This is a genomic window from Aquiflexum sp. (genome assembly GCF_041749095.1).
GTDB lineage: Bacteria > Bacteroidota > Bacteroidia > Cytophagales > Cyclobacteriaceae > Aquiflexum.
The window spans coordinates 1-12,842 of sequence record NZ_JBGTCA010000256.1 but is presented as its reverse complement, the minus strand read 5'-3'; the positions used below and the strand labels follow the sequence as shown (position 1 = coordinate 12,842).

General features: G+C 39.8%; 11 protein-coding genes. 8 read left to right on the top strand and 3 right to left on the bottom strand.

Features of this window, described 5'->3' with window-relative positions; all coding sequences use genetic code 11:
- Positions 1 to 230: 230 nt before the first annotated feature.
- The 4 genes from ACEW8O_RS11985 to ACEW8O_RS11970 all read left to right on the top strand — a co-directional run bounded on the left by ACEW8O_RS11985 (position 231) and on the right by ACEW8O_RS11970 (position 3,324).
- Positions 231 to 1,523: an agmatine/peptidylarginine deiminase gene (locus ACEW8O_RS11985; protein WP_373494865.1), complete on the top strand. Its 1,293-nt coding sequence runs from the start codon at positions 231 to 233 to the stop codon at positions 1,521 to 1,523.
- Between the two features lie 304 nt (positions 1,524 to 1,827).
- Complete coding sequence (locus tag ACEW8O_RS11980) at positions 1,828 to 2,004, top strand: hypothetical protein (RefSeq protein WP_373494864.1); 177 nt, start codon at positions 1,828 to 1,830, stop codon at positions 2,002 to 2,004.
- Positions 2,005 to 2,351: 347 nt separating this feature from the next.
- Positions 2,352 to 2,552 carry a hypothetical protein gene (locus tag ACEW8O_RS11975; RefSeq protein ID WP_373494863.1) on the top strand — a complete coding sequence of 67 codons (201 nt, stop codon included), beginning with the start codon at positions 2,352 to 2,354 and terminating at the stop codon, positions 2,550 to 2,552.
- Between the two features lie 196 nt (positions 2,553 to 2,748).
- On the top strand, positions 2,749 to 3,324 hold the full coding sequence (locus tag ACEW8O_RS11970) for a flavodoxin family protein (protein ID WP_373494862.1): 576 nt from the start codon (positions 2,749 to 2,751) through the stop codon (positions 3,322 to 3,324).
- A 60-nt stretch (positions 3,325 to 3,384) separates the two neighbouring features.
- Here ACEW8O_RS11970 and ACEW8O_RS11965 read toward each other — a convergent pair whose 3' ends face one another.
- Positions 3,385 to 3,843, bottom strand: a complete 459-nt coding sequence (locus ACEW8O_RS11965) for a nuclear transport factor 2 family protein (RefSeq protein WP_373494861.1) — start codon at positions 3,841 to 3,843, stop codon at positions 3,385 to 3,387.
- A 186-nt stretch (positions 3,844 to 4,029) separates the two neighbouring features.
- The gene (locus ACEW8O_RS11960) at positions 4,030 to 5,142 is read right to left on the bottom strand and encodes a hypothetical protein (RefSeq protein WP_373494860.1); all 1,113 of its coding nucleotides are present in this window, start codon (positions 5,140 to 5,142) and stop codon (positions 4,030 to 4,032) included.
- A gap of 199 nt (positions 5,143 to 5,341) precedes the next feature.
- Here ACEW8O_RS11960 and ACEW8O_RS11955 point away from each other — a divergent pair, with 199 nt between their 5' ends.
- Together ACEW8O_RS11955 and ACEW8O_RS11950 are read left to right on the top strand one after the other, a co-directional pair.
- A complete protein-coding gene (locus tag ACEW8O_RS11955) occupies positions 5,342 to 6,685 on the top strand; it encodes a DUF418 domain-containing protein (RefSeq protein WP_373494859.1) in 1,344 nt (447 codons plus the stop codon).
- Between the two features lie 122 nt (positions 6,686 to 6,807).
- Positions 6,808 to 8,943, top strand: a complete 2,136-nt coding sequence (locus ACEW8O_RS11950; RefSeq protein ID WP_373494858.1) for a S9 family peptidase — start codon at positions 6,808 to 6,810, stop codon at positions 8,941 to 8,943.
- Positions 8,944 to 9,296: 353 nt separating this feature from the next.
- Here the strand turns inward: ACEW8O_RS11950 and ACEW8O_RS11945 are convergent, their stop codons facing one another.
- Positions 9,297 to 10,289, bottom strand: a complete 993-nt coding sequence (locus ACEW8O_RS11945; RefSeq protein ID WP_373494857.1) for an SDR family oxidoreductase — start codon at positions 10,287 to 10,289, stop codon at positions 9,297 to 9,299.
- A gap of 177 nt (positions 10,290 to 10,466) precedes the next feature.
- Here ACEW8O_RS11945 and ACEW8O_RS11940 point away from each other — a divergent pair, with 177 nt between their 5' ends.
- Complete coding sequence (locus tag ACEW8O_RS11940) at positions 10,467 to 11,258, top strand: SDR family NAD(P)-dependent oxidoreductase (RefSeq protein ID WP_373494856.1); 792 nt, start codon at positions 10,467 to 10,469, stop codon at positions 11,256 to 11,258.
- A 321-nt stretch (positions 11,259 to 11,579) separates the two neighbouring features.
- A complete protein-coding gene (locus ACEW8O_RS11935; protein WP_373494855.1) occupies positions 11,580 to 12,668 on the top strand; it encodes an efflux RND transporter periplasmic adaptor subunit in 1,089 nt (362 codons plus the stop codon).
- Positions 12,669 to 12,842 lie beyond the last annotated feature (174 nt).

The following is a 12,842-nucleotide window of genomic DNA, read 5'->3' as shown; positions in this document are numbered from 1 at the left end:
ATGTAATTGAAATATATAGATTATAAAGAAAAAATTCAATTGTAATTGAAGAAAAATTAATTGTCAAAACCTCCTCGTTTATCCACCTCACATCATTAGGGTATTTTTTTTTCATAACTCAACATCGTATTTTTATCAGGTTGCAAATCGATTATTAAGAGGACCCAAACTTTACTATTAAATTTATGCTTCAAAAAAATGAATTTTCTTTTTTAAGGATCCTTTTATTTATGATTGGCTTGACTCTTTATGTATCCTGCAAGCAAGAACCCAAAACAGACCCTACTGCCTTTTACATGCCAGGAGAGTTTGAACCCCATGAAGCTGTGTGGTTTGGCACTTGGTACATGGGTGAGTGGGCGAGTGATTACAAACGGGTGATGACGGATGTGATGAAGGCCATCGATGGTCATGTTCAGATTAAAATGGCATCACCCTCCGATAGCATCATACAAATCGAGAAAAGGCAAATGGACAGTTTAGGCGTGGATATTAGCAGGGTTCAATTTTATGTAATGCCTGGTGAAGCACACTGGATCAGGGATCATGGTGCTGCTTTTTTAATTAATAGACAAGGTGAACTCGGGGCAGTGGATTTTGAATGGAATGCTTATGGAAGTCTGGATTGGAGCGTGCTTAGAGATTCAACGCTAATAGATAGTCTCACTATTTACAAAGAAAAAATCCGGAATGGAAAAAGAGCTAAAGTTGACAGTCTGATGGCTGAATCAACAGGTGCAAAGTGGATAAAAAGCAACCTTACCATAGAAGGAGGATCTATAGAAGTCAATGGAAAAGGAGTGTTGATCCAATGTGAGGCAGTAACCCTGCAGCGCAATCCCGGGTGGACCAAAGAAGCACTGGAAGAAGAATACAAAAGAACCCTTGGTATCAAAAAAGTTATCTGGCTTCCACAAGGTTTGGCAGAAGACGAGCATTTGACTCAATTTCAATTAGGTAAATACATTACCCTCGGCACAGGTGGACATACTGATGAATTTGTTCGATTTGCAGATGACAGAACAATTCTATTGGCATGGTTGGATGAAGATGAGGTAGATGCACACCCACTAAATAGGCTCAACTATGAGCGGATGAATAAAAACTACGAGATTCTGAAAAAGTCAACCGATCAAAACGGGAAGCCATTTAAAATCATCAAAATTCCATTGCCCTATATTCAGGAAAGGCCTATTGTAGTTTCTGATTCCATTAGTGATGATCACCACGTTTCCTTAAAATCTTTCGCCTATGAAAACCGGGATAAAGTGAAAGAAGGCGACACCTTGGTGAGTGTTGCCGCCGCAAGCTATTTGAATTTTTTGGTGACCAATGGTGTAGTGGTGACTGCCTCTTACGCCAAAGATGAAGCTTCAATCAAACAAGAAAAAGAAGTAGAGCAACTATTTCAAAAAGCCTTCCCCGAACGAAAGATTGTCTTTATCGATGCTATGATATTAAACTGGGGAGGTGGCGGCATTCATTGCAGTACGCAGCAGGAACCTAAAAGGAGAATGAAATGAAAAATAAGATTTTTATTTATTAAATATAAATTTCAATTTTAATTGAAGAAAATTTAATGGGGAATTCCTCAATTGCTTTTATAAGGAGTGCCATTCTATATCGCTACGAGAATTATATGGGGACCTGTGATTTTTGGAGATGTTTGGGTCTTAACTTTTCCAAAGTTTTAATGAGGTTTTTCTCGACAACTTGTCAAGTTACTTATATTTTATTTAAAAAAATTGATCGACATGACAGTAACCATGGGCATAGAGGAGTTTAGATCCAGATTTTCAGAGGTGGTAAAATTGGTCAAAAAAAGGTGTGGTCATTAAAGTCATCAAAGGAAAATCAGGTGAACTTGTCGGGTACTTCGGGAAGGACATAAAATCAAAAAAGACTTTAAAGCGAAAACTAGGATTTTTCAATAACCAAGGGATTACGATCAATAAAGAAGACATTCAGTGGTCAGATGAAGAACTCGAAGGAATGGGATTATGATTCTTTTTAATTTTTTTCTATTGTATATTAGTAACTCAGAATCAGTATTCGAGCCAGCAGATCAACTCATGTTATGGATTCAAAAGTAAAATTTAAAGACCTCCTGAAAACTGCAGTTACTGAACTTCAAGGTTTAACTTCTGTTTCCAATCCAGATTTTAGGTTGTAACAGGCAGAGTATCTTAAATCAAAAAATGAATGGGATATTGTCGTTTCATTCTTGGTTCAAAATACTAACCCAAAAAAAGGGGTTTTAGTACCCTCGTATAATTTTGAATTTGAAAGAGTTTATAAGAGACTAAAAATAAACTCACATAAGGAAGTCCTTGGTTTATATATTTTTGAAAATGGACAAGAAAGCATTTACCATCCAAACATTTGAAGAGGCATCAGACCATCAAAAGCATTACAAAAACATGCCAGAAGAAGAAAAGAAGGATCTTTTTTTCAAACTGATGCAGGCAGCTTATGGCTTTGTTGGAAATGATTGGCCAAAAATGGATAAGAATCATTTTGAAGTAAGGACTTTTAGGCGTGAAAAGAAATGACCTGGGCAAGCTCGGTGACAGGATATTTGTTGTAGTAGGAGGAGGGGAAGGAAATTCGGCAAAGCCGAATTTCCTTCCCCTCCTCCTTAAATTAAAAACGCTCCGGTGGTCGAGCTTGCCGAGACCCTTTTAAGAATTTCCTTAATTGGTAAAAAGTGGGTAATTTTATCGTTTTTAGCGTCTAATCAATTTGTAAATGAAAATACTAGTCCATTATTTATTTTTGATCCTTTTACTTGGCTTATCACAGGCTTTGTTTGCCCAATCTCCCCCAATCATCCTCATCACCTACCACTCCCAATCCGGCAAAACCCAAGCCATGGCCGAGGCAGTTGCTAAAGGAGTAGCCGAAGTCAAAGGAGTTGAATTTATACTCAAACCTATAGCTGAGGTGACTGAAGTAGAAATCCTCAATGCTGCTGCCATTTTTTTAGGATCTCCGGTTTACAATGCCAATATGACTCCTGAAGTCCAGGAGTTTATCAATTCCTGGCCCTTTGAAGGAAGACCACTCAAAGACAAACTAGGCGCAGTTTTCGTCACAGGTGGGGGTTTCTCCATAGGAGAGGAAGCAGTGATGTTCAGTATGATTCGGGCCATGATGATCCATGGGATGGTTATTGTCGGTGGAGAGGATGTGGAAGCGGCTTTTGGAGCGTCGGCTATTACGGGAGAAGGTGAATTTGCCGATAAAGAAGTGCAGGAGATATTTTTAAAAAAAGCAGAGGGGTTGGGGAGAAGAGTGGGAGAATTTTTGTTGAAAATCAACTAAATGCAATCTTTTTTTTAAATTGAGTAATGAAAAACTTCACCTGTTTTATTTTTGCTGTAATTATTTTTCCATACAAATCACATTCGCATGCCTGGCCTTTATCATCCATTTACCATCTTCCATCATCCAAAAATTGGTATATCGCCTTAGTACTTTTTGACCGGCCATTGGAGCCCCTTCTTTTGGGTAGACTGTTTCTAATCCCATCTCGATAGCTGTATTATCCAAAATCATCATTCCCTCGATTTCCCTTTCAAATGCACTGTAATTGATCGTGCCCTCTTTCATCCTGTCAAGTACTACCGATCTACCGTTGATGACCATATTGTAGGGATTGTTGACCATAAAGTCCTGGGCCCAAATATCCTCCAGTGTTTTATGGTCATGGTTGACAACAGCCGTAATTTCTTTTGAAGATAACTCCCTGATCAATGATTCGGTATCTGATAAATTGGTTTGGGCAAAAGCCCTGGAACAAAAAAGGATAATCAGAAGTGTAAGAACAATGTAGTTTTTCATAGTTTATGGATTTATATCAGTGTTAAGTTAATCATAATGAGGTGATTGACCTAATTGGAAAATAAACAACTCATAACCTTTGTGGCAAAATCAGGATTTGCCGTAAAGGTTATGAGCATTATTGAAGGCTTAATTTGTAAAAATAATTATTTAGAGGATTTTATCCATTAACATTCAAACTATCCCTTAGTAGTACAAATATTTCGTGGTTTCTATTCCGCTTGGCCCCGTCACTTTTCTTTCCGTGACTTTTCCGGTGTTGTCAAATGTATAGGTGAATTGGTAAGTGAATACCTGTCCATTTTCTTCGATTTTCATTTTGAGCGGCAAAGTCGGTTGTAACAGCACTCCCGGGATTTCATTATAGTAGGGAAGCGGATTGATTTTCATGGTATAAGTTTCATAAGTGATTTTTTTGACAATCTCCCATTCTACAGGTGACCGGTAGGCATATTCTGTGATGGATTGTACACTCCCACCGCTTAAATAGGTAAATAAGGTATATCCTGACAGACCCAATTCACCGGATGGAAGCTTCCTATAATGTTTTAAGGTCTGTATCTTTCCTGATTCGTCTGTTTCAAATTCATCAATTTCTAGAAAATCGTTGTAATTGGTTCTTTCCACTTTTTTCAGGATTCCATCTTCATAAAAAAAATGTTGCTGGGGCTGACCCACATCACCATTGATTCTGAAAATTTTACCTTCATCATTGTATTGATAAATAAATTGGGCAAGCAGCGGCTGGTTTACATTGTGCCTGAACAAGACCCTTTTATAACTTCCCAAATGGTTGTATTCATATTCTCTTTTATGATATCCCGTTCCGGTTGTTTCTATGGATTTAAGCAGTCCAAGAGATTCATTGTCCAATATCGTCAAGTCAAAATAGTAATTAGAGCCTTTGATCAGACCATCTGACAATGCAAAAATCTCAAACCTGAAATCCTTATGTCCCAAACTTAGGTTATCATCGATTGGGATGATTTTGAAGGAAGCTTCTATACTGCCTTTTGGAATTTCGAGGGTCAACTCATTCATTTGATTGAAAGCCGGCTGTGATACAAATGGCAGCGTCGCGTGGTCGTTTTGGATTTTCACTTTGAGTGTTTCGGCTTGGGGTGCCGGTACAGTCAGGTTTATTTTAATATCAATTCCGACAAAGTCATTTTCATAAACAGCGGCCTGCGGGGCAGCAAAATTGACTACGGGAGTTTTAAATACAGGCAATACTTCCTTGTTATAATCGCAGGAGAAGATTGCAAAAGCTGAAAGAAATACTAACAAAATCTTTTTCATGGTTTTTCTATTAAGTTGGTTTTATGGGGTGATGGGAATTCATCTGGAGGAGTTGCACCATACTGTTTATTTGTTTAAAAAAAAATGGCTTAAAGTGTTTTTAAAATCTGGATTCTTAACAAATTACATCATCATGCGATTGAAATGAGTTGAAAAATTTTTATTTTTATTGATATTTTTAATTTAAACCCCTGAGCCGATGGCCTTACAGACCACTTCTGAAACCGAGTTGGTTGACAATTCCCCCAAACCTTCTGTCCTTGTCAATAGAATTGATATCATCGATATTGTCAGAGGAGTTGCCCTTTTGGGTATTCTGATTTTGAACATTCCTTATTTTTCCTTGGAGGAATATTTCTCTGAACCATGGAGACAGGATACTTCCAATACCAATTTTTGGGTACATGCTGTGAATATTATTTTTTTCGAAGGCAAAATGCGTGCGTTGTTTTCCATGGTCTTCGGAGCTGGAATTATCCTTTTTACTACCAATAAAGAAAAATCAGGAAGATCAGCTACTTGGTTATTTTACAAGCGGATGATTTGGTTGACATTGTTTGGTTTGGCCCATGCCCATTTATTGCTTTGGATGGGGGATATTCTTTATTTCTATGGACTGATCGGTATGTTGGCCTTCCTTTTCAGGAAAATGAAACCAAAATACCTGGCCATGGGTGTGCCTATAGTAGCCATAATCGGATTTGTTGCCAATACTTTATTTATGCAAAATATCCGTGGAAAATACCTGGATTATAAAGAAGCCATTGCTTTACAGGAAGCTGGCAATGAATTGGGCGAATGGGAATTGGCAGCCTTGGAAGCTTGGGAAGAAACCCGAAAGGAAATGATTCCTAACAAGGAAGAAGTGGTAGAACATATTGCTTTGATGAAAGGAAGCTACGCCGATGTTGCAAGCCATATCCGGCCCAAGGCTTGGGACGGACAGTTCAAATACCTGATTTTCTCCATCTGGGATATGTTGGCTTTGATGCTTTTGGGTATTGCTTTGTACAAATGGGGCTTTTTGACCATGAAATGGATCCAGGCGCAGTATGTCAAGACCATTTTGATCGGTTATGGCGTTGGGTTGCCATTAGTGATTTTCTCATTTGTTTACAACACCATACATTTTCCAAATGTGGAATCAGCTTTAATTTTTATCGAAAACCATTCCATCAACTGGGTAGCGTTGATTTATGACTTTCAGAGGATTTTGATCATGATGGCGCATGTGGCCTTGGTGATGTTGATATACCAAAAAGGATATTTCAATCGTCTGATGAACGGACTTCGGGCTGTGGGTCAAACTGCTTTCTCCAATTATATCATGCATTCTGTCATCTGTACCTTGATCTTTTTCGGCTATGGGCTCAACCAATATGCAGAATGGCAATATTACCAGCTTTACTACTTGGTGATAGGGATATGGATTTTTCAATTGGTAGTAAGTCCGATTTGGTTGAAGTATTTCCTTTTCGGCCCTTTGGAATGGCTGTGGAGATGTTTGACTTATGGCAGGATTCAGCCTTTTGTGAGGCGGTAAATTTCAAAATTGATAAAGGATTAAAAAAAAAAATTCCAGACTTTTCGTTGATGGGAGTTTCACGCTTACCCATATTTATTTCTTAAACAATTCCATACCTTTGACCATTATTCAAAATGAAGATGAGCAAAAAAAAACAAAACTTAATTATTTTAACCATAGGAATGAGTATAGCATGTTCCCCACAAAAACCGGAATCAAACTTACCGGATGTAAAACCACCCATAGCTGAAGTAAAACCTTTTGAAATCACTTCCAAACACGGAGATAAGCGGGTTGACAATTACTACTGGCTCAATGATAGAGAAAACGCTGAAGTGATCGATTATCTGACTGCTGAAAACCAGTATTTGGACACCATGATGGCCCATACCAAAGGATTTCAGGATAAGCTTTTCAATGAAATGAGAAGCAGGATTAAAGAAGATGATTCCTCTGTACCCTACAAGTTGGACGATTATTACTACTACAGTAGATATGTGGAAGGGGGGGAATATCCCATCTATGCACGTAAAAAAGACTCTTTGGATGCTCAGGAGGAAATTATTATGGATGGCAATGAATTGGGTAAAGGGAAGTCTTTCCTCACCTTCTGGACTTCTGTCAGTCCTGACCATAACCTTGCTGCCATCATCATGGACACAGTTGGCAGAAATTTTTATACCGTCATGATCAAGGACCTCAGAACAGGTGAAATGCTACCGGATAAAATAGAAAATATCAGAAGCAATGCGGAATGGACCAATGACAACAAATCTTTTTATTATTCGATTCCGGATATGAAAACCTTGAGAAACTATCAGGTCAAAAGACATATCTTGGGAGAATATGCCACGCAGGATGAGGTTGTTTTTGAAGAAAAAGACCAAACCCTAAGCTGTGGAGTCGGAAAGACCAAGTCCAAAAAATACATCATCATCGGTTCGGGTAGAACTGATGCTTCCTATGCTATGTTTTTGGATGCGGACAACCCGGGCAAACCAAAGTTGATACATCCTGTTCAGGACAATGTTCAGTACAATGTTGACCATGCAGGTGGTGATAAGTTTTATATTTATACTAACCACGAGGCTGTCAATTACAGATTGGTGGAGGCCCCTGTATCAAACCCCGGTATAGGTTCGTGGAAAGATGTGATTCCGAACAGGGCAGATGTTTTTCTTGAAAGTGTGGATTATTTTAGAGATTACCTCGCTATTCAGGAAACCAAGGAAGGATTGGCCAATATCAGGATTATTAAAACCTCGGACAAATCAGAACATCAGATGGAATTTGAGGAACCATCCTATTATGCGGGTTTGGGATACAACCCTGCTTTTGATACACAAATGGTGAGGTATTCTTACACCTCCCTGACGACTCCCAATTCTACTTTCGATTACAATATGGAAAGCAGGGAGAAAACCTTGATGAAAGAACAGCCTGTTTTGGGAGATTTCAATAAAGAAAATTATCAGACTGAAAGAATCATGGTGCCATCCCGGGATGGAAAAAGAATCCCCATGTCAATTGTTTACCGAAAAGATACATTCAAAAAAGATGGCAATAGTCCCGGATGGATTTATTCTTACGGTTCCTATGGCTATTCCACCGATCCGAGATTTAGCAGTGCCAGATTAAGTCTGTTGGACAGGGGATTTGTTTATGCCATTGCCCATATCAGAGGCGGTCAGGAAATGGGCGGGGAATGGTATGAGGATGGTAAAATGATGAACAAGAAAAACACTTTCTACGATTTCATCGATTGTTCCAAATGGTTGCAGGACAATAATTACGTGTCCAAGGATAAGCTGTTTGCTTCAGGTGGAAGTGCGGGTGGCCTTTTGATGGGAGCAGTGACAAATATGGAACCTGAGGTATATCGGGGGATTATTTCACAAGTTGCATTTGTCGATGTGATCACCACGATGGAAGATGAAACCATACCATTGACCACCTTTGAATGGCAGGAATGGGGCAATCCAAATATCAAGGAGCAATATGATTATATGCTTTCATATTCTCCCTATGACAATCTGGAAGCAAAGGATTATCCCAATATATTATTGACTACCGGACTACACGACTCACAGGTCCAATACTGGGAACCCGCAAAATATGTGGCGAAGTTAAGAACCCTGAAAACTGACAGGAACAGACTTTTCCTCTATACCAATATGGACGCCGGACATGGTGGTGCCAGTGGCAGATTCGAAAGCCTTAAAGAAACGGCGAGAGAGTATGCTTTTGTATTTGATATTTTGGGAATTAGCGAGTGAGATGCGAGATACGAGAAGAGAGAGGCGAGATGCGAGAACCAAGGGTTGAGACAAGTATCAAGCCTGTCCCGAGTATCGGGGAGGCAAGATGCGAGAAATAAGAGGTGAGAGCCAAGAAGCGATGGCCGAGAGACGGGAGACGAGAAATGCCGTAGGCATGACCGAAATTATAGCCCGTTATTTATTGCCGGGTTTGAATTGATATCGGGTCACCAAAGTACCGTAGGTACGGACGATATAACCAAGAGCCAAGAGGCAAGAACCAAGAACCGGCTTTGGTTCTTAGGTCTTGTGTCCCACATCTCATCCGCCACGGCGGACAAGTCATCTCACATCTACTGTCTCACATCTCCCTAGGCATGAGCATGGAATTTATGGCTCAAAAATTCCTTTGGATTAATGAGGTTCACTCCAAATTCTGAAGCTGTTTTTTGAATATTGGGGGGAACGCTGTCACTTATGGAAATTGCGTAATTCATAGCCATGATATTGCCTGCAGCCTTATTGGATATAGGCAGGATTTTTGACATCAACTTGATGACAAATGGCGGCGTTGCTTTAACTTTTAATTGTTTGCCGTACAATTCCTCGAAAATCGCCTTTACCTCCAAGGGGGTCATGGGTTCAGGTCCACCGATTTGAATGGTTTTTTTGGATGCTTTGGAATTGTCAATGGCTGCAATGCAAAAATCTGCAACATTTTCGATGCTGATATAGGCATTTTTCTTGTCTCCTTTTCCTATCACATTGAACCTGTTTTTTTGCTCAATATCATTTTTGATACCTGCAAAAAAGTTGTTGGAAAATTTAAATGGACGTTTAACGGTACTGACCTTTAATCCTTTCAAAGGGACTGTACTTCCAAAGAATGGGAAGTAAACCTCCATAAATGCAGTGGGCTGTATGACGGTATAATTCAAGCCGGATTTCTCGAGATGTTTTTCAACAGCTCTTTTGGCCTGAGATAAAGGAACTTTATCATCACCTTTTTCAAAAGGCAAGGCAGAAACATAGATAATCTGTTTGACATTTGATGCCTTGGCAGTTTCAATTAAACCTATGACGCCTTTCTCATCCACATCTTTAAAAGAGTCAGATTTTTGACTTGGCGTAGCTGTGTTTGCTGTGATAATGACCGCATCAATTCCTTGGATAGCGGATGCGAATGTTTTAGAATCTGTTAGATCCAACAACCGGATCTGAATTCCGGAAAGCTCCTTCAAGGCGGAAGTATTTGAGCTTTTTCTGTGCGTTGCAAAAACGGAATGGCCTGTTCCTGAGTCGATGAGTTTTTGGCAAATGGTAAATCCCAACTGGCCTGTAGCGCCAACTATTAAAATGTTCATGGTAAAAAGGTTTCTACAATTTATTTAAATAGCTGATTTGATGCAAGTTAAATTTTATTTTTTTATGATTATTTCATTTGTAATTAGGACATTTATTGTTTTATAGGAATAAGTCCAAAACCATGTTTATTTAATTTTCATTTTTCCTTAATTTGAAAGAAATATTTAAAAGCAGATATGGATAATACTTTTGACCAAAAAGTCATTTGGATAACGGGCGCCTCCTCAGGATTGGGGAAATTTATGGCCTGTGAATTTGCCAAGCAAAATGGGATTTTAGCCCTTTCTGCACGTAGAACCTCAGAATTGGAAAAAGTGCTGGTAGAAGTAAAAAAACTTGGTGGAGACGGAATGGTTGTTCCTTGTGATATATTGGAAGAGCAGCAGGTCGAAAACGCTGTCATGGAAATCATCAAGCAATATGGTCGATTGGATGTGGCCATTGCCAATGCAGGTTTTGGAATCTATGGCAGAATTGAAAAGATAACTGCCAAAGACTGGAAAAGACAACTGGATGGCAATGTGACCGGATTGGCGATGACTGCTAAATATGCGATTCCTCATTTAAAAATTTCCAAAGGCCGCATGGTGCTGATTGGCAGTGTAGCAGCCTATATTCCCAATCCCAATACAGGTGCCTATGGCGCATCCAAAGCTGCAGTCCGATCGATTGGGCAAACCTTGCAGATTGAGTTGAGAGGGAGTGGTGTTTCCTGTACTGTAATTCACCCGGGATTTGTAGATTCCGATATTGCCAGAGTAGATAATGAAGGGATCCTGCATCCTGAAAGCAAAGACCCAAGACCAAAAAACCTGATGTGGCCAACCGATAAGGCTGCCAAAGTAATGGTAGCGGCGATTGCAAAAAGGAGAAAATCCTATGTTTTCACAGGCCATGGTAAATTCCTAGCTTTCATCGGTCAACACTTTCCTGTATTGGCAAGATGGATGATTGGTAAGTTGGGGTAGATGGGTTTTATGAAGATCGGACTAATTTCAAGTTGCCCTAGTATTTTCAAATGGCTAGAAGACCGAAGACCGAAGTAAATTCACTGACTCCCCAACCCAGAGATTGCCACGTCGCACGGAGGGTTATCCCAAAGATAGGAGGACTTAGAAGTGCTCCTCGCAATGACGACACCAACATCGGTCATCGGACATAGGACATCCATCAATTTCCAACCTTCCACTTCCAACCTCCCACTCCAACTCCCAACAAACATTTTTTTCCAAACCTCTGTAGTTTCTATCCAATTAACCTTTAAATTCAGGCCTGCAAACCAGCTTATTATGATATTGAAACATTTTGCTTTTTGCTGTGGAATTGGAATGTTGTTTTTTTCCTGCGGCAATTCTGAAGAAAAGACATTTCCCAAAAGAGAAAATATATCGGAATCAGTATATGCATCAGGTCTGATCAGGGCAAGATACCAGTATCAGGCTTTTGCCAATGCCAATGGGATCGTACAGGAGATTTTTGTCCAGGAAGGCGATACCGTAAATATCGGAACTCCTATTTTATCCATATACAACGAATCTGCGAGATTGAATAGGGAAAGTGCTGAACTCAACCGAGCCTATGCCGATAGGCAGGCCAATCAGACCAGGTTGCAGGATCTTGAAATGAGCATAGCCTATTCCAGATCAAAGTATCAGAACGATTCAGTGCTTTTGGAAAGACAAAAGAGGCTGAGAGAACAGGGGATCGGCACAGCCGTGGATCTGGAACAGCGGCAATTGGCCTTTGATAATTCCAAAACCGGCTATGAGGCTTCCAAACTCCGATATATTGACCTTAAGAGGGAGATTGAATATAATGAAAGAAGTGCTGCTAAAAACCTTTCCATTTCCAGGGCTCTTGAAAGTGACCTTGTTCTCAAAAGTGAAGTGGGTGGCAGGGTATATGCTTTGCTCAAAGAAAAAGGTGAAATGGTCAATGCCCAGACACCATTGGCAGTTTTGGGAAGTGATCGGGAATTTATTCTCGAAATGCAGGTGGACGAATATGACATTGTCAAAATTCAGAGGGGGCAAAAAATATTGGTTTCCATGGACAGCTATCGAGGGGAGGTCTTTGAAGCCATTATCACGAAAATAAACCCACTGATGGATGAACGGAGCAAAAGTTTCACAGTGGAAGGAGTATTTATAAAAGAGCCTCCTGTTTTATATCCCAACCTCACCTTGGAGGCAAATATCGTAATCCAGACTAAAGAAGATGCCTTAATATTGCCAAGGTCATTTATACTGAATGAAAAAAATGTCATTACCGCTGACAAGGATACGGTAGCTGTTCAGCTTGGATTGAGGGATTATCAAAAAGCTGAAATCATTACAGGAATTGATGAAAAAACAGAAGTGATCAAACCAGGAAAATGAAAATTGGACTGATTATCAATATTGCCAAAGCCCTGATGATTGCCAGGTTCAAACAGACTGCCATCGCAGCTACCGGAGTGGTATTCAGCATCACCATGTTCGTGGCTTTGTTGGGGTTTATGAACGGCCTCAATAAGTTATTGGATGGGTTGATTTTGAACCGGACGCCGCATA

Coding starts and splice junctions, on each gene's coding strand:
- ACEW8O_RS11985 (WP_373494865.1), top strand. CDS start 231: ATGATTGGCTTGACTCTTTATGTATCCTGCAAGCAAGAACCCAAAACA.
- ACEW8O_RS11975 (WP_373494863.1), top strand. CDS start 2,352: ATGGACAAGAAAGCATTTACCATCCAAACATTTGAAGAGGCATCAGAC.
- ACEW8O_RS11970 (WP_373494862.1), top strand. CDS start 2,749: ATGAAAATACTAGTCCATTATTTATTTTTGATCCTTTTACTTGGCTTA.
- ACEW8O_RS11965 (WP_373494861.1), bottom strand. CDS start 3,843: ATGAAAAACTACATTGTTCTTACACTTCTGATTATCCTTTTTTGTTCC.
- ACEW8O_RS11960 (WP_373494860.1), bottom strand. CDS start 5,142: ATGAAAAAGATTTTGTTAGTATTTCTTTCAGCTTTTGCAATCTTCTCC.
- ACEW8O_RS11955 (WP_373494859.1), top strand. CDS start 5,342: ATGGCCTTACAGACCACTTCTGAAACCGAGTTGGTTGACAATTCCCCC.
- ACEW8O_RS11950 (WP_373494858.1), top strand. CDS start 6,808: ATGAGCAAAAAAAAACAAAACTTAATTATTTTAACCATAGGAATGAGT.
- ACEW8O_RS11945 (WP_373494857.1), bottom strand. CDS start 10,289: ATGAACATTTTAATAGTTGGCGCTACAGGCCAGTTGGGATTTACCATT.
- ACEW8O_RS11940 (WP_373494856.1), top strand. CDS start 10,467: ATGGATAATACTTTTGACCAAAAAGTCATTTGGATAACGGGCGCCTCC.
- ACEW8O_RS11935 (WP_373494855.1), top strand. CDS start 11,580: ATGATATTGAAACATTTTGCTTTTTGCTGTGGAATTGGAATGTTGTTT.